Below are 23,000 nucleotides of genomic sequence, written 5' to 3' on the forward strand. Positions count from 1 at the left end.
ACATCCAACAACCTAACAAATTATATAAAAAACATTAAAAATTATATATTTGTATAAATATAGCAATTATCATTTATCAATGATCACTGGTCAATTACTATTGATTTCCTTTGAAAATCAATTATCTACGGACAAACCCATTTTCAAAAAATCTATTTTTTATAAAGATATCCAAAGCGAGAATTAGACTTATGCAACAATTACCGAAATCAAATACATTTATCTTCCACAGGACTAGTGAAATTTTCGCTGGAAGGTTCTAAATGGCAGCTTGTCGTCATTTCAGCGTGTTCCAGATGTAAAATCCCCAAGGAGAAAGTTCATGTTTCCAAATATAAAAGCTCCAGGGAGAAAGTTCGTGTTTCCAAATATAAAATTTGGACACTTACTTTTTGGACATTCACTTTTGGACAAGCTATAAATGAAACAAGCCCCCATTATGAACCTTCATCAGCTCAATTTCACATGCCTGCTTCCAAAAAAATGTATCTGGTTTCTAGTGTAGTGTTACGATTATAATTTCTCAATGATGCATGTATATTCCATTTATAAGTTTGATTCTTAAATTGGATATCTATATACTATAGATTCTTTTCTTTTTTGAAATACTCTTTTACTAGAAATTTCATCAGATCACTAGGCTGTTCCTTTATAAATTCAGCCTTTTCACCAAATACCATTCCATATGGCATTTCAGTAGTGTAGCTTTCCCAATGTGGCATATCCTCTCCAGTTGCATCTTTACCATTTGGATTTCCAGAACAGATAAAATTTGTCCAATAGTTGCACATTTGACGAGCAAGATCATAATGCTTGCCAGTAAATGGCCTCCAACATTTAGCAAGGGTCTCAAAAAAGAACCAAAGGTCTACAGAATGGAATGTTCCTGGATTATCCCATCCTGGTATTTTTGCATCAAAATTATAATAATATAAAGGACTATTAGCATTTGTATCACCATTAGCCTGCCCAATAATATGAATGCCATATTCAATACTACTCACTGATGCCTTTTCTATTACTTCTTCGATATTAGCTGATTGATCAGCTTTGCAAAGCTTAAGATATTCCTCTGCAGCATCTCCAAACATTTCAAAAGCCATTTCTTTAAATTCATCTATATTCTTAACTTTTGGAACATTAAAAAATTCAGAAGAAGTGTGGCCAAAAAGCACAGGAACCATCAATCTCTTATTTTTAATAAAAAGCTCAAGTGCATCCCCTACACAAAACACATTATCATGAACAGTTCCCCAATATTTCTTATATTCAACAGATTTATCTCTAATATATTTTGCATCAAGCTTACGTGCTTCACTAAGTGAAGACACTCCTAAAAATTCAAAGAATTTTATTCCTTCCTGCTCAGCTTCTGCTAGATTGTACTTATCTAAAGGCATAGGATTTCCTTTATAAAGTGTAGTGATAATACCACTTTCTATAATAGCCTTTTGACAAAAGCCTTCATTTTGAGGTGAAGTTATTTGAGTCATTACACTTCCACCTCCAGCAGACTGCCCCCCAATTGTAATATTATTAGGATCACCACCAAAAGCTTCAATATTACGTTTAACCCATAGTGTACCTGCCCTTTGATCTAGGTTTCCAAAATTAGCTGGTGCTTCTGGAGCTTCTGCTGTTATTTCAGGATGGCATAAAAATCCTAAAACATTCAAACGATAATTTACTGTTACAACAACTACACCTCTTCGTGCAATACGCTCACCATCAAATTCCATTTCTGCTGTATTCCCAAACTGAAGCGCTCCTCCAAAGTACCATACAAATACAGGTAATTTTTCATTAGGATTACATGCTGGCGTCCATACATTTAAGTATAAACAATCTTCATCCATAGGAATGTCTGGATCTACAGCCCATTCCCTTGTATAAATGTTATTATCATCTATAACTGTCTGTGCTTGCATTGATATTGGGGCAAATTCAAATGCTTTTAAAACACCTTCCCAGTCCTTTGCAGGCTTTGGAGCACGCCAGCGGTTTTCACCTACTGGTGGAGCAGCAAATGGAATACCTTTAAAACTTGTTATACGTGGATCTGCTGCTGGCAATCCCTGAACAATACCATTTTCGACTTTTACTCTTCTTAACATATTAATTTAATCCTTTCCATAAGCTAAATTTTAGTGCCTTCGTCACATAATTGTAGTTGCCAATTAATGAATAAATAATGATGAAAGAAGACTAATTTCCATGCCATAAAAAATCATTATTACATTCCATAAAATTCTTCTTTATTGTATCCAAGGTACGTATCTGTGTTATCCGTAACTGGTAAAATTTCTACCATACATAAGTGATTGCAAGGAATTTTTAATTCCATTTTATAAATTCCTTCTTGTTCAATTAATCTATCATCTGTTTGAAGCGGTTCTGCAGAATTTTTTAATATATCTAATTGTTCTTTATTTAAGCTTCGCGGCTTTCCAAGATTACTCCATGTTTTCATTGGATTTGCGTGCTGTCCACCAACTTCTTTTTTTACTGCAATGGCTTGTTCTCCTATAGCAGGTAGCAATAATTCATAAACTTCATCAGAATATTCTTTATCGCCTTTCACATCTTTGTAGTTCCAGCCAATAATTACATACCTATCATCATTTTTAGTAATAACTAAATGTTCATCCCTGTAAAGCAGTTCCTTACCAGCTTTAGAGAAAAACTCAAAAGCATAAAATGTCGGTTTTTTTATAGAATTTAAAGCAATTAACCCAAAGCCTCCATGGAATACTGATTTAGGAACGTCCAATTCCTCAAATACATCACTAAAGGTCCAGTAAGAATAAGAATCAGCATATTCTCCAGCCTCACTAAGAATACGAGCAATATATGCTGCATGAAAATCCATATCATGCACTGGACAAATTGGAACATAAGAACTATTAAATTCTGTTATATGAAGCGGCATATTAGCTATACGCGAATAATCCTTCATAATCCTTCTAGTTTCTTTAAGCTCTTCAATCATGTAAGTTGGATCATTCAAAGTATGATATATATAATGTCCTCGGTCAGTTTGCTGATCAGCAGTATAGCAATGGCGAGTAATAAAATCTAACGGTGAGTCATTTTCAATACAGTGCTCAAAGAATGCTCGTAGCCATTTTTCTGTTTCAACACCACAAATTGCAGGGCCTCCTATCTTGATTCTTGGATCTATTTTCTTAACAGCTTCTGCTGAATAATCATAAAGCTTGAAATATTCCTCCATGGTTCCAGCCCAAAATACAATATTGGGTTCATTCCATACTTCTATAGGCCATGTTACTACTTCTTCTCTACCATATCTATCTATTAAATGAGTTAAAGTAGCTGTAATTAACTCGGCCCATTTTTCAAAGGATACAGGAGGCGTTACATTTCCCTTCCAATAAAATACTGTATTATCACCAGTTTTAAGTTTTTCCGGCATAAATCCAAGTTCTAGAAATGGCTTAATTCCATTTTCCAGATAAGTATCCATAATTCTATCTAAATACGTAAAATTATAAAAAGGATATATTTGCCCATCCATTTCACATTCACGATATATTCCTACATCATCACAAAACAATCCATGACCACGGATATACTTGAAATGTATTGACTGTTGAGCTATTTTTAAATGGTCAATGTATTCCTTTTGAAGTGCTAGTCCCATTCTTCCAGTGCCAACACAATATGACGCATTATTCTTAAATAAATTGCCTGAAACAGGCACCTTAACTTCCTTTAACATACGTAAGGCCTCCTTAATAAATTAATTGCTATATTACTTTACAATGATATCCATAGTTACATTTCTTAACTCTGGATTCAAATCCTTTTCCTCTATTAAATCCAATACTGGATAATCATCAATATCAAAATGAACACGACGAAGTCCAGAAGATCTAGGTCCATCAACCCCTGGTCTTGCATGATAAGCATTCCATACGTTTCCCTCATCATCTATAACATAAGAATTATGACCAGGTCCATATTCTCCAGGTGCACTTCTGGAAGTAAGTAAAGGATAATTTCCCTTTTCCCAGCTAGAAGGGTCTAATAAATCTGCATTTTTGTCTGCACAGAGTAATCCTACAACATAAGTAGCATCTATCATTGCACTAGCAAAGGTTAAAAATAACTTTTCATCTCTTATCAAGGCAAATGGTCCTTCATCAACAAAAACATTGTTATTTGCCCAGCCATAATCTGGTTTAGATAGAACTACTGGATCACTTATAAGTTTCCACGGTTCTTTTGGATCAACCTTAGCAATATAAAGCCATGCTCCAAGATCCTCTGGTAAAAATTCACGTTGTGACCAAACTACATAATACTCTCCCTTTATTTCAAAATTTGTCATGTCTAGAGAAATATTCTTCCCTGCTTCACATAAATAAGTCCCATCTTTCTTTAATACACGGTGTGGTCTAGACCAGTCTGCTGCATTCATTGGATTTCCATCTTTTTTTAACTTCATAACATGTGATTCTTCATAAAAAAACTCTCCCGAAGTCGCCCCATGGAAGATATATAAATCTCCTTCAACTATGTGAAATTCTGGTGCCCATAAAAGACCTTTAATATCCTCATACATATTAGAATCAATTATTAATTTTTCTTCAGCCTTTAATAAATCTGGTATATTATCTGCTTCTCTCATATATAAGCTGTGATTTCCATCAGCATCATTTGTTGCAATAAAATAATATTTTCCCTTCCATTTACCTATACATGGGTCTGCACGATCAGTAGCAATAGGAAATTCATAATGATCTTGATGTACTTTACCTGTAATTCTATAGTTTCCTGGCTTATTCCAATCTATCTCAGATAAATTCCAATCTACATTCTTCATAGCTGTTGTGCCATCACTATAAATAGCAGTAACTTTTACAGCTTTCAGTTCATTTTCTGATGCAACATTTACACTTTCAGGTACTTTTATTTCCACATTAGTAGGTACTATAAGCTTGCAAATAAGGCGATGTGCTACCTCTGATGAAACACCTATAACATTCCTTGGCACTATTCCCTCTATTTCTGTATTAACAGTTTCTATAATAAACGCTTCTGTATTTTCAGGCATGGAAGCACTGTTTATATTCAATATATCAGCAGTAAAATTCTTATAATAGTTCCCATTCTCGTCACTCCAACAAATTACATAAACTTTTTTATCCTCATCATAATGACATTTAATATCACTTACATAAGTATCTCCTTTTAAATCAATCAAACCAATTTCTTTATACTGTAAAAGATCTTCTGAAGTAAATAAAAGCACTCGACCTTTGCCCTGCTCATCATTTTCACCTTCTGCCTCTGTACGTATAGCAATAACACCAAAAGTACCATCTGCCAAATAAAATAAATAAGGATTTTTCAAGCTCTTTGCATTAAGAGATCCATTATCATTTTCTGTAGCCTTAGCAAACAAAACTCCTGAATTGTGATTTAATTCCTGAAATTCCACTCCATCTTCACTGTAGGCAATATGCATACTATATGCCAATTTCTCTGAATAAATTAAATTTTCCTGTGGTTTTCTTGTATAACAAAGTACATAGTTTAAATCCTTTTTAATTTTAGTTATCATATATTTCTTCCTCCTTGATAATTTATAATAATTCTACCTTTACCACTATTATTCTTTATAATAAAGACTTTCTTCTGGTCCCAAAAATGAATCTTTAAGTTTTCCTTTTGATAAAACAAGCTTTTGTAATACTACTCCTGCATCTAACCCATAAAACTTTAATCTATGCATTCCCTTACTCAACCTGTGTTTAGTCGTAGTTATATGAATATTTTCCAGTACTCCATCACACCAAATATCATTATCATAGCTACCAGTAATAAAATCTTTTGGTAAAGTATCTGCTATAATTGGACTTTCATCATCAAAAGCTACAGCATATTTTAATCTACTATTTTCATAAAGATTATTTGTAGGTGCAACATAGGTTGTTAATGTATACTCTTCATCATTATTTACTCTTAATAAGTATTCTAAATATGGTGCCTGCTCCGGTTTTTCAAAGGACACAGTTGTAGGAAACATCTTCATTGATGACAAAGTACGTCCATAGTTTTCAAGTACTTTCCATTCCACATTTGATTTTGCAATATTATTTGCTGTATGCTCTGCTTCAATAGAAACTACATCATGTGTTTCAATAAATGTCCTATTAGGTAGATCTGTAATATCTATAACTTCAACTATAATCTTTACCTTTACTATTTTCCCTGAGCCAGAAATAGTTATAAAGCCATCTAATGATTTTGATACTTTGTCCCAATCTATTGAAACAATAATATCCTTTCCAGTAGAAATACTTCCATGCATACTATTTACCTTTATAAAATCTGAACTCGTTTCCACTTTATAATCAAATTCTGTACTTCCACCATTACTGATCGTGATAAAATAGCTTTCTTTCCCCAGGTTTGTGAATACTGGTAGTTCTGCTATACCTTCATTATATGCCTCTTCAGTTCCCTGAATATCTACAATCATAATACTTCTTTTTTCTGGAATAACGCTATAAATTTCTGGATATGTCCAACCATCAGGGCTCCATTCTTTATATCCAATATGAGGAGAGCTCATCATTCCCTTCCACTTACCAGCTGACATACTTTCATTGTAATACTTCTGCATATCAATATCTTTTTCCTTACATTCTTCAACCAATAAAGCATAATTATTAGCAAGAATACTCTTTCGTCTATAATACAAATTGTTTAATCCTGCACATATCTGCATTTTAATAACATTTGCTGATGCCACGGAAGGATAGTAAACTAACTGATAGTATGCATCCTTATAAACTTCTGGAATCTGCTCGTAATATTTTTGGGCTTTCCCCTCTATATCGATTACCTTTTCAAGAACTCTTTTAGCTTCATTATAATTTATACAGCTGTATGTCGAAGCATACGTAACCTCTGGTTTTCTGCTTCCACTCATTTTCGTATAGTCTGTTAATACACTTTCAATTCCATCTATTAAATCCTCTTTAACAGCATTTCCAAATTGTTGTAGAGCCCACTTCTTTGTGTATTCTTTGGTCTTATTCCTTCCATTGATTCCCCAAGTTTCAAAGTCATATGCTAAATCTAAGAAGTATGATACAGGGAATTCCATTGGCTTTAAATCTCCGATATTAACGATCCATATATCTCTTACACCATAATCATAAGCCATAGACATTTGTTCCCATACTTTTTCAAGAGGAGTTGTATTTACCCATTCATAAGAACGTGGACCTCCATGATAATCAAAATGGTAATACATTCCCCAACCAGCTTTACGATTTCGCTCTTTTTCTGTTGGTAGTGTACGTACACTTGCAAAGTTATCATCTGCCAGCATAATTGTTACATCGTCCAATTCATTCCAAGTTCTTAAACCTTCTGCTTTATCTGTTCCATACCAATATTTCTCAACTTCTTTATATATAGTAAGAACCTTAGGTACATTATTTAAACCTTGCTCTATTAATAAACGTTTTTGCGTTCTAATAATATTCTTTAATAGTTCAATATTCTCTTCTTCAGAACCTTTTAAAGCAGAATCCTGCTCTCCTCTCATGCCTATTGTGATTAAGCTTTCAAGTTTTTTGTTTCGCTTAAGACCATCTTCCCAAAACTTTGTAATAGCATCAGCATTACTTGAAAAATCCCATGCTTCATTTTCACCATACTTATGGTGAATTTGTTTCCATTCCTCACCTGCACGAAACATAGGCTCATGATGAGAGGTTCCCATTACAATACCATATGTATCAGCAAGCTCAGCATTAGCTAAAGGATAACTTTTTCCATTTTCACTAAATACAGCACTCCACATAGCTGGCCACATAAAGTTCCCTTTTAATCTAAGAATCAATTGGAATACTTTATCATAAAATTCTTCATTAAAGTCTCCAAAGGTATTAGTTACCCAAGAGCCTAAGGATGGCCATTCATCGTTTAAAAAGAATCCTCTATATTTTACAGATGGTTCCTTGGAAGTAATATTTAAATCTTCTTCTGAAAAAACAAGTTCAGATTTTTTTACTGGTACAACATCACCAAAGTAAACCCAAGGACTTACTCCAATTAATTCGGATACACGGTAAATACCATAAATTGTTCCTCTCTTTTCACTTCCAACTATAACAACAGCCTTCTCTATACCTTCAATCGGCTTTTCAACAACCTGTATCTTATAACATTCACGCTTGTCCTTTATAGAGGATACATCTAATATGCCTTTTAAAATTAATGAATCTATTAAGTCATTATTTCCTATAGAACCTGCAATTACTATGGTTTCTTTTAATTCTTCTATAACATTTACCACTTTTGGAGTTACTCCAGTAACCATATTGATGTCTTCTACAAAAGAATTTGCTACAAGCTTTAAGCCCTTATAATCTTTTCCTTTTGGATCTATATATATTGCTGCTGCTTTTCCTAATTTAGCAATCATTACATTTTTCATAATACATATTTTCCTCCGCTTAATTCAAACTATAATACAATCCTCTAAGTTTCATAAGTTCCTCATGAGTCCCTTCCTCTGCAATTCCCTTATTAGCAATATATAAAATCCTATCTGCATCCCTTATGGTGGATAATCTATGAGCAACTATAAATGCAGTTTTATCTTTAAGGATTACATCCATTGCCTTTTTAATTAAATTTTCTGTTTCTGTATCTATTGAACTTGTTGCTTCATCTAGTATAATAACTGACGGATTCTTAAGAATTATACGAGCAAAACTTATAAGCTGTTTTTCACCTGCTGATAGTCCTGCTCCACGTTCTTCTAACTCTTGATAAAAGCCATCCTTCATTTTATTTATACATTTATCTGCAAAAATAGTTTTAGCAGCTTCAATACATTCATCATCTGTAGCCTCTGGTCTTCCATATCTTATATTGTCAATAACAGTTCCTTTGAATATAAATGGATCTTGCATTAATACACCAACCTCTCTACGAAGAGAAGCAAGAGTCGCATCTTTTACATCAATACCATCTATCTTAACCTTACCATTCTTTACATCATAAAATCTTGTAATAGTATTTATTACTGTAGTTTTACCTGCACCTGTTGGTCCCACTAAGGCAATAGTTTCTCCTGGCTTTACATTCAAAGTAAAATTTTCTAAAACATTTATATCATCTTCATATGCGAAGGTGATGTTTTCAAAATCAATCTGTCCCTTAACATCCTTAAGCTCTACTCCACTATCCTTACTTTCAATATCAACAGGATAGTCAATAGTATCAAATATTTGCTCTAAATTTGAACTTACCTGAGCTAGCTGCTGGATAATAACAGCAACCTGCGTGATAGGTCCACTAAAAAGACTCATATAGCTTATGAAAGCAATAACTGTACCTGCATCTATACTATTATTGCCGTGAAGCATCATATATAAGGATATTCCAAAAAGACAAAGGGTTCCGATATTCCAAAATACTTCAACTGTAGGTGTATTTAATTCATTTCTCATAAATATTTTCATCCAAGTTTTAGCACAAGTTTCTTGAATCTCCATATACACTTTTTCATTAATAGCACTTCTATTATTATTTTTAACTATTTTTTCACCCATAATTGATTCCACAAGAAATGCTGTTCTATTTGAATTCCTAGCTCTGAGATATGCAAATAATTTTCTTATTACATATCTTAACCCAAAAACACAAACCATCATTGGAATAACTGCTCCCAAAACTATAGCTGTAAGCTGCACACTTATCGCCAGCATAAATACTGTTACAGCTACTATCTTTACTATATAAACAAGAAATAGCAGCAAATTATTTGTGAAAAAGTTGGCTAAATCGTTAATATAATCTGTAACACGCACAACAATCTTACCATCTGGTCTTGAATCAAAGTAATCAAAAGGCAGTTCCTGCAGCTTATAGAATATATCCTTTCTTATTTGTGCAATTATATTATGTCCCATCTTACCCATAAGTCTTTGATGAGCAAAATTGATACCAATCTCAATACCAGCTAAGGTAACAAATCCAATAATTATAAGTAGTAATTCACCATAATCTTTAGCTATAACTGTATGGTTAATTATATATCTAAGTAATAGTGGTGCGGTCATAGAAGCCGTAGCTGCAATCAACATCAAAAAACATATAAGCATAAAAACTTTTTTATATGGAAGTACATATTTTATAGTTCTTCCAAGTTGTTTAATATCTATTTCCTTTTGAATAATCTCGTCCTGAAAATAAGTATTTCTCTGGGCCATTTTCCTTACACCTCACCTTCTGCTAAAGCATCAAAGTCAATAACAGATTTTCTCTGTGCTTCTTGAATTTCATATACATTAGCAAAGTGTCCTTTAAGTTTCATCAATTCCGCAAAGGTTCCTTTTTCTAAAATCTTTCCATCCTGCATATATATTATTTCATCGCAATCTATTACTGATGACATTCTGTGAGCTGAAATAAAAATAGTTTTATCAGGATAATGCTTTTTAATATCTGTTAGAAGTTTCTTCTCAGTATCAACATCTAAAGCACTAGTTGAATCATCCAATATAAGTATAGGTGCATCTTTAAGCAGTGCTCTAGCTATAGAAACTCTTTGTTTCTGTCCTCCTGAAATACCAATACCCTTCTCTCCAACAATAGTGTCATATCCTACTGGAAGTTTTTTAACAAAATTATGTGCTTGAGCATGTTTTGCTGCCTTAATAACTTCTTCCTTTTCAATATCAGGCTTTGCATATGCTATATTAGAGTCTATTGTGTTAGAGAAAAGAAACACATCCTGAAATACATATGAAAAACTGCTTCTTAGTGCTGTTAATGAATACTCCCTAATATCTTTTCCATTTATTTCAATTTTCCCACTAGTTAAATCATGGATACGTACCAAAGATTCCAAAAGTACACTCTTTCCACTTCCTGTGCCTCCTACTATACCAATCTTTTTGCCATAAGGAACCTCAATACTTATGTCTTTAAGCACCTCATTACCTTCCATAACAAGATATGCATTATTAATGCGGATATTAGGAACACCTGTTATTTTCACATTTTCTACTGTTTCAATTATCTTAGACTTACAATTCATAAAATTCATCATTTTTTGTCCGGATACAAACTGTTGCTGCATTTGAAACAACATGTTATTAATTTGTGAAATATTGTCCATCATCTTAAGCACATAGTTAGAACAAGCAAAAAGAAATCCTATAAGCATATATCCTTTGATAACAAGAATTGTACTAACAGCAATGGTTCCAATATATGCTATCTGCTTAATTGAGCTAAATACAACTTCAAACTTAGACGATAGCTTAACTTGATTGATATATGAATCTTTTAATTTTTCATTAGCTTTATCGAATTTTTTCTTTTCAATATCTTCATTTGTGAACGAGCGAACCAAACGTACTGCTTCAATATTCTCTTGAACATTTAAACTCACCTCACTGTTGCCTTTTCTTATATTTTTATAATTGATCCTTGCTGCTTTTCTAAATTTCATCAAGGCCACAACAAAAAATGGCATAATAATTAATGGGATAGCAAGCAGACTAATATTAATACGACATAATAAAAATCCACATATTATAAGTACAAATAAACTATCAAATATATTAGGAATCATTCTACAAAAAAGTTCCTTATACATAATTGTATCTGAATTCAGGGTTGTTAGAAGTTCTCCCGTATTATACTCAGCAACAGTCTCACTATCTAACTCCATAAGTTTACGAAAGGTTACTGCTCTTAAGTCTGTCTCTAAATTAAGACCAAGATGCTGATTAATAACATTTTTAACATAAATAAAAATTATCCTTGTAAGTAGAAAAATCATAAAAATAACTACTAAGCTAAAAAAAAGCTTCATTGAATGAATCTGACCATATTTTTCATTGAGCATAAATGAAAATATACCATCATTTGTAGGTTTATTATCACAAATAACATAATCTATAAACATTTCTGAAAGCAGTGGAATCATCAAATCTGCAATTATGGCAGCAAAACTTATAATCTGAGCTGTAATTGCCAATGGTAAGTTCCTCTTCCAATATTTAAACCCAAATTTCAGTACTTCCATTGAAAAACCTCCTTTGCCATACTATAAAAGCATTTTTTATAATATAGGTATGCATAGCAATAAAATTATAGGTGGTATTATCCACCTATAACTTGATGTTGAATTTGGAACTTTCTAGTTATATCCAAATCCAAGAATTGTAAAGTACTTATCAAAACTATCATCTGACATCTTAATTTCAATATTATGTTCCTTACTAATCTCCTCTTGATATAAAATTACAGCATTGCAATGTGTCCAGCCTACTGCTTGAGGATCTGCTGTTAAAATATAAGTACCATCAACATAGATATCAGCCTTACCAAAATCAATACTTGCAGTATCTTTAAAGACTAACAGTAAACTTCGACTTTTAACTTTTAAACGGAAACTTTCCCTTCCAGATTCAGGTGCATGCATCCAATTATATGGAAATTCAGGCGTTCCTTGAGACTCACAATCCACTTCCACAAATTGAAGATCTTTATCTGTTTCTTTAAAACTTCCTTGCTCTATTACTGCTCCACATGAATTATCCTTTTTATCAATTAGATGTACATCTAAAAATGAATTACCTATAGCTGGAGCTATATCCAATTCAATATCCATTTCATCGCAAGCATTCTTTGAAGTCTGTTCGAATAAATATGCAAGAGAGTCTGTCATTATAGTATGTCCATCGTTTGTAGGATGATATATATCATAAAAGAACTGTCTCTTGGTTATTATATTTCCCTCTTCTCTAGTAAGCTTAAATTGCTCAACCACAGCATCAGATATACTTACCATTGGCAAATTATATAACCTTCCAACTGGAGAAAGTCTTTCTTGAAGATTCCAGTCATTAGCAAATACACTGAATAATAATATCACTGCTGGCTTATTTTTAGCAGAAAGTATATTTAAAACCAAGCTTTCATAACATATACCTTTTGTCTCATCTCCTTCATCATTTACTGCAAATTCAACAACTACAATATCAGAGGTTACTCTTCCATCTCTTAAAACCTCTCTGTCATATCTTATAAGACCCAGTTCTGAAGGCGTTCCTCCCACTCCAGCTTTTACAAAATGAACATTTTCTCCATCACCTTTTCCAAACATTTCTTTAAACTTTAAGTATGATCTATAAGCATAACAGTTTGTATTTGTTGGTTTTGCCCCAGCCCCTTGGGTAATTGACCCACCTATATAAGCAACAGTTACATCTTCTCCTCTTTCAGCCTTATCTATAGCAGCTTTAAGTCTTTTGTTATTCCCTATATTTAATAGAGATTTCTTAATCATCGAATTATACTTGTCACTTCCAAATTCTACTGGTGGATCTATTGAAATTTCAGGCACTTCATAGCCATCATTGAGATAAACCTTAACCGTTACCTCTGCTGTTAGTTCTGGCTTTTCAAACTCAAAAGCCATCTTTCCAACAACATCATCATCTTTTGACCACTCATAATCTTTAAGCGTAATAATTACTTCTGATCCATCCTTAGTACAAGGAATTTTAATAAGTGTTCCACTTTTATACCTGTCTAATTTTCCGTAATTATGAAGTACAAAGTCGATATTTCCTACATCTTTTGAGGCTTTTACACAAACTCCAATGCTGTGAACCAATTTATGAACACCTTCGCAACTTTTTAGTGCAGTTAGAATATTTTCATCCTCAACCCCTCCTACAAAATTAGCATCAAACGCAAATCTTCCTTCATCTAAATAAACTTCTTGAGAAGGTTTACCTTCAAATCGTGCAGTAGCTTCTATAAGTTTATTTATCATTATATAAAAACCACTACGCTTTTTCTGTGGATCTTTAGGTGCTTTAGGCCCTGATTCTATATTATTTATCATATTCTTATCCTCCATCCTTTAATTTTCTCTATCAATATTTCTCTCATCATCCTATGATCAAATAATCCCTTAAAAACTTAATAATTCTATGTCTATTTTGCAAAAAAATTATTCACAATTCAAAGAGCTCCGAGGTAAATCAACATTAATTGATCATTGAGTATTTAAAATTGATAATTTCAATAGAACTATAGATATCCAAATGAATAATCAAACTTATAAATGGACTATACATGCATCATTGAGAAATTATAATCGTAACACTACACTAGAAATTAGATACATTTTTCTGGAAGCAGGCATGTGAAATTTAGCTGATGATGGTTCTTAATGGGGGCTTGTTTCATTTTCAGCTTGTCCAGATTTTACATCTGGAACACGCTGAAATGACGACAAGCTGCCATTTAGAACCTTCCAGTGAAAATTTCACTAGTCCTGTGGAAGATAAATGTATCTGATTTCGGTAATTGTTACATAAGTATAATTCTTGCATTGTATATCTATAATATTATTATCCAAATTTTAAAGTCTCTTTATATCATTTTAAATTAATTTCAAAAACTAAACTGGCAATAAATTAATTAATTATAGACATATATTGCACATAATGTTATTTTCTTATAAAATAAAGTACCCATGAAAATCAAACTTTTAGATTTTCATGGGATTCAAATGTAAGGTTTTAAATATGCTACTAACCTTTTAAAGCACCAGCTGTTAAGCTCTTATGAACTTGACTGCTCATTAGAAGATAAATAATAACCGTAGGAATAGTAGCAATAACCAAAGCTGCACCTATTGGCCCCCATTCTGTTGAATATTTCCCAGCCATAGACTGAATTCCTACTGTCAATGGTTTATAGGCAGCCTTACTAATAAATACAGTTGCAAACATTAATTCATTCCAAGCTTGCAAGAATGTAAATATGGAAATTGTTGCTACAGCTGGCCTTAATATAGGCACAATAATACTGAAAAATATTCTATAAATACTGCATCCATCAATACAAGCTGCTTCCTCAATTTCTCTAGGAATAGATTTCATAAAGCTTGTAAGAATAAGAATAGCCATAGGAATAGCAAACGCCACATAAGGTATAATTAATGCCCAATAAGTGTCCAATAACTTAACTTTACGTAATATTAAAAATATTGGAAGAAGTGCTGCATGAATTGGTATCATTAACCCTGCCATAAAAAGCAACATTGTTGTATTTCTAAATTTCCATTTCATCCTAACCAATGCATAAGAAGCCATTAGTGAAACTATTACTGTTAAGAATATAGTAACAGCTGTAATTATTACACTGTTCATAAAGTATACCCCAACATTTGCATTAACTAATGCCTTCCCATAGTTTTCCCATAAAAACTTTTCAGGCAAACCAATTAAGTTACCTCCAAATATTTCACTATTATTTTTAAGGGAGAATGTTATTAGCCAATATAGTGGGAATATTTGTATAACTGCCCATATAATGAGCACTATGTATAATAGCTTGTTTACAATTTTCCCTCCAAACATTTTTGAAATATAATCGCTACTCATTTTTCATACTCCTCTACTCATTTATTCCACATCATCAGTTTTGAAAAACTTCTGTATAATTCCTGTAAATACAAGACATTCTATTATTATAAAAATTGCTATGGCACTTCCATATCCATACATGCTTCGTACAAATATATTATTAACAAGCAATGTACTTGGTACCTCACTTGCATGGTTAGGCCCACCATTAGTCAATACATATACAAGATCAAAAATCTTCAAAGCACCTATAACAGAAAAAGTCACACATACTTTAAGCATAGGTTTTATTAGTGGTATAGTAATTCTAAAAGCCATTTGAATACCTGATGCTCCATCAAGTTTTGCGGCTTCATATATATCTGTAGGAATTGATTTTATGGCTGCATACATTAGTAACATATGGTATCCTACGTATTGCCATAATGTAGGCACAAAGGATGCTCCAAGCGCTGTAGTTGGATCTGCTAACCACGCTTTTGCCATATTTCCAAGACCTATTGATTTCAAAAAACTGTTGAGTAATCCATAATCCGGATTATAAATCTTCATCCAAAGTTGTCCAATAACAACAGTAGAAATTATTACAGGTATAAAATAAACGTTTAAAAAAAACTTTTCTCCTTTAACTCCATTAGCAAGTACTAATGCTAAAAATAAACTAATTGGTAATTGAATAAACACTGATACAAGAACAAAATATAATGAATTTTTAATTGATAAAGTAAAACCACCTGTAGTATTAGCAAAAAGCTCTTTATAATTTTGTAACCCAACAAATACTGGATTTTTTAAGCCATCCCAATCAAGAGTGCTGTAATAACCTGAAATAAATATAGGTAGAAATACTATTAGAATAAAAAAAATCAGTGCAGGAAATAAAAAAAACATTATAGCTTTTTTATCCGAAAGAACCTTATCCATTGTTAACCTCCTTAAAAATAAGTCATTTTGAAATAATTATCATATTCAATTTACCGAATAATATCTTTCCTATATTACCCGTAGAAAAACAAAGTAGTATAAATCCAATCAAAGGATTCATAAACTGTATATATTAGATTGGATTTGTAGAAATCTATAAATTCCACAAATCCAATTGTATTTAAGAACTTATTGACAAGGATCAAGTTAAAATGAAGTATTAACTTCTGTTCCTCTTCAAATTTAAAACATTACTTGGCATTCATTTTTTGCATATCTTTGGCAAATTGTTCTGGTGTAACTTGTAATGAGAACAATTGTGTTAATTCTTTTTGATAATCGTCACCATCTTTAGTTGACAATTTAGAATTAAACCATAAAGTGGTTGTCTTTGCTTCCTTAAGATTTTTAGCTATTTGTAAATTTAAAGGGTCAATTTTAGATTCATCTACATCCATTTTCCAAGTTGGTATTCCAGCACCTGCTAAATATGCTTCTTTTGAGTGGTGTTCAGTAATATATTTTTGAAGTTTAACTGCTTCTTCTTTATGTTGTGTTTTAGCACTTACAAAGAATCCTTCAGCAGCTCCACCTGTAAAATCATTAATGTCGCCTTTTCCACCTTCAATAGTTGGGAATTTCAATGCAAGGACTTTACCTTTAATCTTAGATCCATCTTTATCGATATTACCAACAGTCCAGCTACCATTTACATACATTGGAATTTTACCTTCGTAAAACCCTATTTCTGATTCATCTCTTGTTACACCAAGAGCACCATCATTAAATGCTTGTAGTTTTACTAATTCTTGAAATTTTGCAGCAGCATCTATAAAACCTGGATCTTCATAAGAACCTTTTTTCTCAAGTGCATCATTAACTACCTTAGCACCTGCATCACGAATAGACATAATATCAAAATACTGTGTTGTAGGCCATTCATCCTTGGCACCTACAGTCATAGGTGTAATTCCCTTAGCTCTGAAAGCTTTAACTGCAGTTACTAATTCATTATAAGTTTCAGGAATCTTAATTCCATTTTGATCAAACAATTCTTTATTTACAAAGAATACTGCGGTTGCTTGTGTATAAGGTAAACCATATACTTTTCCATCAAAAGTCATATTAGATAAAACTCCTGGAAGTAATCTATCTTTAGTTCCATCATTTAAATAATCGTCTATAGGTAAAATTTTTCCAGCATCCACATAACCTTTGACAGACCCTCCAGCCTGTGAGTAGAAAACATCTGGAAGTTCATCCCCAGCTGCTGCTGTCTTAATTTTAGTATCATAAGCTTTAGCTTCTGTTTCATCAATATCTAGCTTAATGTTAGGGTTTTCTTTTTGAAAGTCATCTAATACCTTAAGAAAAGGTTTTCTGTTCGACTCACTATCAGCAGCCCATACATGCCATAATTTTAAAGTAACTTGTTTTGAATCACCAGACGCATTAGCACTTTTACTATCGCCTGAAGAGCTTGATCCACAGCCAACTGCACTAGTTACTAATAATAAAGACATAGAAATAGTTGCAAGTTTTTTTAAGACATTTTTCATTTTTTTACCCCCTGAAATTAATCATTATTTTTTTATTTTACAGTATTTATTTTAGTTCACTCTTAGCTTAGTTAGAACGTAAAATATTTACTTAAATGGGTAGTTTTTTTACATCTTTAAATCGTTTTCATTAATAACACATATAATTTATTCTACTTTTGTAATCCCCTTCAAATAATTTGAGCCTTCTTGAAATCACTTACAGATATGCCAGTATATTTCTTAAAGCACTTTCCAAAATAATTAGGGTCAGGTACTCCAATTTTTTCGCATACTTCATAATTTCTTAAATCTGTTTCTTTAAGTAATTCTATAGCTTTCTCAATTCTAATCTTTGTTAAATATTCAATAAAACTATATCCTATTTCCTGTTTAAAAACTCTGGACAAGTAACTGGGATTTAAATAAAATTTATTTGCTATACTTGAAAGTGAAAGTTCTGGATCTGAAATATTTTTTTTAATATATTCTGCAATTTCAACAAAAACTTTGTTAACTTTTTTTGCTCTAGCTCCTTTAATAAACTTAGTTGCATTTAAAATAAACCAAATCAAATATTCTCTCATTTCAGTAATTTTATCAATTTTTAGTATAGAATTATAAGGGAAATCTTTATTTTCAAGCATTTGCTCATAATCCAGTCCTAATTCTGTTATTGAATTAAAAACCATAGTTACAATATTAATTGATAATACTCTTACTTGCCCAATATTATAATTTTTAGTTGTATCGATATCTTTAAAGATTTTATCAATAATAGCTCTACTCTTCTCATCAATTCCTGCTTTAATATAAAATCCCAATTCATTAGTTTCTTCATTCTTTACATCTAAACCGTGATTATCAATACTTATATCATTAAAGCAAATCACCTGATTTTTTCCATAAACCACCTTATAATTTAATGCTTCAAAAGCCTCCCTATAAGATTTCTTTATATTTTTTAAATCTTTATACGCATTTCCTATCCCTACACTTACATAACAATTGAGTCTATTTATCAATAGTTCTTTAATCTTTTCACAGCTAAATATAATATCTATTTTGGGATTACTATTTAAAATAACTATCTTACGGCTATTATCAATAATTACATGTACATCTTCATAATCTTGAAAATATTTTTTAACTATTTCTGCGCAAGCCAAATCCAATAAAACAGAGTCTTCTTCACTTTTAAACTCTTCATTATCAATATGAGAAATTCCAATCAAGGCAACTTGTATATACTTGGTAATGCTTTCCACTGAAAAATATAAAATCTTATCTATAATATTCTCTGAAGAGTAACTTCTTTGAATTAAATCATTTAGAAACTTTTCTTTTAAATATAAAAAGTTTTCTGATAATCGTTCTTTAAGTTTTATATATTCTGCTCTGCTCATTCTTTCAGTTTCAATCTTACTTTTTAAACTTGAAACTGATTCCTTAAGCTTTGCTCTTTTAATTGGTTTTAACAAAAAGTCACTTATCCCTATCTTTATTCCTTCCTGTGCATACTCAAACTCTTCATAAGCTGTCAAAACAATAATTTTTATATACGGAAATCTTTTTATAGTTCTTTTGCTAAACTCCAAGCCATCCATAAATTGCATACGTATGTCTGTAATTACAATATCAATATTAATTTTTTCCAACATATCAAGAGCTTCTTGACCACTTGATGCTTCTCCTGCAATTTCTATTCCAATTTCATCCCAATCTATGCACCTCCTAATTAAATTTCTGGTATTTTCTTCATCATCTACAATTAGTATTCTTATAAAAGTATTATTCATTTTCCCAACCCTCTTCTATAGGAATTGTAATATTAACCTTAGTCCCATATCTTTTTCTACTTTTAATTTCATATACATCTGAAGTACCATAAAAAATTCTTAATCTTTCTATAGTTCCTCTTAGACCAAAACTCAAATTATTATTATCAATTTTATCACTTACAACTTTATCAAGCTCTTCCTCCGTCATCCCAACACCATCATCTTCTATGGATATATTTATTAAGTTTTCTATTAGCTCAACTGTAAGTTTTATTATTCCATGCTCCCCTTTTGGCTTTATCCCATGATATAATGCATTTTCTGCAATTGGTTGCAAGACAAGCTTTAATATTTTAAAATTAAGAACCCTTTCATCAATTTCATAAGTGTCTGTAAAAATATCACCATATCTTAGCTTTTGTAATAAAAAATAGTTTTTTACTATTTCAATTTCTTCTCCTACAGTAATTACTTCTCTTCCCTTGCTAAGGCTAGTCCTATAGTATTCACCTAAAGCTTCTAAAGCATCATAGACTTCATCACACTTTCCAGATAGAGCAAGATATCCCATAGCATCCAGAGTATTATATAGAAAATGTGGTTTTACTTGTGCTTGAAGCACGCTTAATTCTGCCTTCCTTTTCACCTTTTGTTCTTCAATAATTCTATTGATAAGCTTTTCAATTTCATAAACCATAATATTATATCCATCTCTGAGTTTACCAATTTCATCATTACCAACTTCAATATTTACTTTTTTAAATTCTCCATTTTCTATTCCCTTCATGGATTTTAAAAGCTTCTTTATAGGTTTAGTAATTAATCTAGATATCGAAATGGCACCAATAAACAACAATATTCCATTTATTATAGTAAAAACAAATGCCATAAGATATACTGTGCTTGATTCCTTTGAAAGCTCCTTAAAAGGGATTTTACTGACAATAATCCAGTTATATTCTTCAATTTTTAATGAAGAAAAAATATATTCCTCTCCTTTTATTTTTTCTATTATTGAATTCTTCTCCTCTTCAACATCAGATTTAATTAATTCTTTTCTTATCAATTCATTTATTTGATTAAAATCTGATACATCCTTAGGATTTACTATAAAATCATTATTTTCATCCATAAGTAAAATATTAGTACCATTTTTACTTATGATATCTTTGTAACAGTTAACAAAATTACTTTCATTTATATTAATAATTAGTGTTCCTATTGGCTTCTGCGATTCCATGTCATTTATTACCCTAATAAAGGATACATAGTTTTCATTTGGATTAAGGTCTGCTTTTTCTCCAGCATTTAATCTTAATATATAGTATCCCTTTTCATTAATAGCAGCCTTATACCAATTTGCACTTTCAACTTTATTAAGTTTAAAACTCTTTCTAGACTGCTTGTCTATATAATATTTATTTCCAAAGTTGTCATAAATATAAATTGAAGATACGTTATTCATAGAATCAATCATACTACTTAAATAACCATACATATCAATCTGAACATCGATACCATTTCTATTATTTGAATTTTTCAATATTGCTTGTATGTCTTTATTAGATATTATTATTCTTGAATTATTATTTATGTTTTGTATCATAGAATTTATATTGGATTTTATGGTATAAAGGGTTTGAACAGACAATTCACTAACCTTTTTTGATGTAATATCATCATATATTTTTTCATAAATCAAACTACTTACAGTTACTGAAAAAATCATCAATATTAGATATATAAATACTATTTTTGAACTTATCTTTAGATCCATGTATCTTTTACGTATTCTTATTAAGCTTATCATTATTATCTTCTCTTTCATTTAAACTTAGCTTTCATAATCACTGTAATCAACCTATTCATTATATAAAAGATATTATTTCATCTAAACTCGAAACTGTTTACATAATATTACAACTTTACTGACAAATTTAAAACCCATGTAATTATAGTTTTTGTATCAAAAATTATAGTATCTTTTAAAATTATTTTTTGATGTATATGTTCCAATTTTCAAATAATGATAACAGCCTACGGAAAAATTCATTTTTCCAAATATAAAATTTATTACAAAATAAATTGTTCAACACTGAAAATCAACACTCATTAAAAATTAATAATTATAATATTTATATCAAAAAAGTCTAAAAAAAATAGGGATATTAAATTACACTTTAATATCCCCTTACGTCTATTTGTTATAAGTTCTAATTAAGATTTTGGAAGCTATTTTCACAAAATCCCAAAAGGATTTCGTGACTAATGGCAATTGATAATTTACATTGATAATTAGAACTCATATATTAATTCTAAATTATTTTTATAGTTCAATTTTTTGTATAGTACCATCTTCATTATATTTTAATTCTGTGAATTTTACGCAACGCTTGTTATCTGATCCACCTGATAATGAACTATCATGATAGAATAAATACCATTTATCTTGGAATTGAACAATTGAGTGATGTGTTGTCCATCCTATTACTGGGTCAAGTATTTTTCCTTTAAAAGTATAAGGTCCTTTTGGATTTTTACTCATAGCATATACAATGTAATGAGTAGAACCAGTAGAATATGAAAGATAATAATTTCCATTATATTTATGAACCCATGGACCTTCAAAATATCTTCTATCTTCATCTCCAGCAAGTAGTGGATTTCCATCTTCATCAACTATTGATATTTCTTCTGGACTTTCTTTAAATGTAAGCATGTCCTCATTTAATTCAGCTACTCTTGGTCCTAAAGCTGGAGCTGTAACTGCTGGGCCTTCAGCATCTGCCTTAAAAGTACCAGTTTGCCATTTTTCTAATTGTCCACCCCAAAGACCTCCAAAGTAAACATAGGATCTATTGTCATCATCCATTAAAACAGCAGGATCAATACTAAAACTTCCTGGTATATAATTTTCCTCAGCTTTAAATGGTCCAGCAGGATTTGAACTAGTAGCTACACCAATTCTAAAAATTTCATCTTTATCTCTTGCTGGGAAAAACAAATAATAAGTTCCATTTTTATATACAGCATCTGGAGCCCATAATTGCTTACTTGCCCATGGAATATCCTTTAAATGAAGTGCTTCTCCATGGTCAATACAAGGTGAGTTAGTATCATCTAGTGATAAAATATGATAATCTTCCATGTTGTATTGGTCACCATTATCATTTGAAATTTGAACTTGATCAAGATCATGAGAAGGATATATATAGATTTTTCCATCAAATACGTGAGCAGAAGGATCTGCTGTATAAATGTGAGTTACTAATGGTTCCTTTTGTTTTACAATATTATTCATATAATTC

The 23,000-nt window shown here is 31.3% G+C and carries 13 protein-coding genes; all 13 read right to left on the reverse strand.

Annotation, left to right across the window (positions count from 1 at the left end; all coding sequences use genetic code 11):
• Positions 1 to 581 precede the first annotated feature (581 nt).
• The 13 genes from CSPA_RS23620 to CSPA_RS23680 all read right to left on the reverse strand — a co-directional run bounded on the left by CSPA_RS23620 (position 582) and on the right by CSPA_RS23680 (position 22,993).
• On the reverse strand, positions 582 to 2,114 hold the full coding sequence (locus CSPA_RS23620; protein WP_015394921.1) for a carboxylesterase/lipase family protein: 1,533 nt from the start codon (positions 2,112 to 2,114) through the stop codon (positions 582 to 584).
• A 119-nt stretch (positions 2,115 to 2,233) separates the two neighbouring features.
• Positions 2,234 to 3,739, reverse strand: coding sequence for a GH39 family glycosyl hydrolase (locus CSPA_RS23625; RefSeq protein ID WP_015394922.1), 1,506 nt, complete (start codon positions 3,737 to 3,739; stop codon positions 2,234 to 2,236).
• A gap of 33 nt (positions 3,740 to 3,772) precedes the next feature.
• Entirely contained in the window at positions 3,773 to 5,587 is a 1,815-nt protein-coding gene (locus CSPA_RS23630) for a family 43 glycosylhydrolase (protein WP_015394923.1), read from the reverse strand.
• Between the two features lie 48 nt (positions 5,588 to 5,635).
• Complete coding sequence (locus CSPA_RS23635; protein WP_015394924.1) at positions 5,636 to 8,479, reverse strand: glycosyl hydrolase 115 family protein; 2,844 nt, start codon at positions 8,477 to 8,479, stop codon at positions 5,636 to 5,638.
• A 19-nt stretch (positions 8,480 to 8,498) separates the two neighbouring features.
• The gene (locus CSPA_RS23640) at positions 8,499 to 10,262 is read right to left on the reverse strand and encodes an ABC transporter ATP-binding protein (RefSeq protein ID WP_015394925.1); all 1,764 of its coding nucleotides are present in this window, start codon (positions 10,260 to 10,262) and stop codon (positions 8,499 to 8,501) included.
• Between the two features lie 5 nt (positions 10,263 to 10,267).
• Positions 10,268 to 12,088: an ABC transporter ATP-binding protein gene (locus CSPA_RS23645; protein ID WP_015394926.1), complete on the reverse strand. Its 1,821-nt coding sequence runs from the start codon at positions 12,086 to 12,088 to the stop codon at positions 10,268 to 10,270.
• Positions 12,089 to 12,202: 114 nt separating this feature from the next.
• A complete protein-coding gene (locus CSPA_RS23650) occupies positions 12,203 to 13,918 on the reverse strand; it encodes an SGNH/GDSL hydrolase family protein (protein WP_015394927.1) in 1,716 nt (571 codons plus the stop codon).
• 694 nt (positions 13,919 to 14,612) lie between these two features.
• A complete protein-coding gene (locus tag CSPA_RS23655; RefSeq protein ID WP_015394928.1) occupies positions 14,613 to 15,467 on the reverse strand; it encodes a carbohydrate ABC transporter permease in 855 nt (284 codons plus the stop codon).
• Between the two features lie 21 nt (positions 15,468 to 15,488).
• Positions 15,489 to 16,373 carry a carbohydrate ABC transporter permease gene (locus CSPA_RS23660; protein ID WP_015394929.1) on the reverse strand — a complete coding sequence of 295 codons (885 nt, stop codon included), beginning with the start codon at positions 16,371 to 16,373 and terminating at the stop codon, positions 15,489 to 15,491.
• A gap of 251 nt (positions 16,374 to 16,624) precedes the next feature.
• On the reverse strand, positions 16,625 to 17,932 hold the full coding sequence (locus CSPA_RS23665; protein WP_015394930.1) for an extracellular solute-binding protein: 1,308 nt from the start codon (positions 17,930 to 17,932) through the stop codon (positions 16,625 to 16,627).
• A gap of 170 nt (positions 17,933 to 18,102) precedes the next feature.
• A complete protein-coding gene (locus CSPA_RS23670) occupies positions 18,103 to 19,710 on the reverse strand; it encodes a response regulator (RefSeq protein WP_015394931.1) in 1,608 nt (535 codons plus the stop codon).
• Positions 19,703 to 21,520, reverse strand: a complete 1,818-nt coding sequence (locus CSPA_RS23675; RefSeq protein WP_241393369.1) for a sensor histidine kinase — start codon at positions 21,518 to 21,520, stop codon at positions 19,703 to 19,705. The genes CSPA_RS23670 and CSPA_RS23675 overlap by 8 nt, the downstream gene beginning before the upstream one ends.
• A gap of 498 nt (positions 21,521 to 22,018) precedes the next feature.
• Positions 22,019 to 22,993, reverse strand: coding sequence for a glycoside hydrolase family 43 protein (locus CSPA_RS23680; RefSeq protein WP_015394933.1), 975 nt, complete (start codon positions 22,991 to 22,993; stop codon positions 22,019 to 22,021).
• Between the last annotated feature and the right edge of the window lie 7 nt (positions 22,994 to 23,000).

Source organism: Clostridium saccharoperbutylacetonicum N1-4(HMT) (genome assembly GCF_000340885.1).
Classification (GTDB): Bacteria; Bacillota; Clostridia; order Clostridiales; family Clostridiaceae; genus Clostridium; species Clostridium saccharoperbutylacetonicum.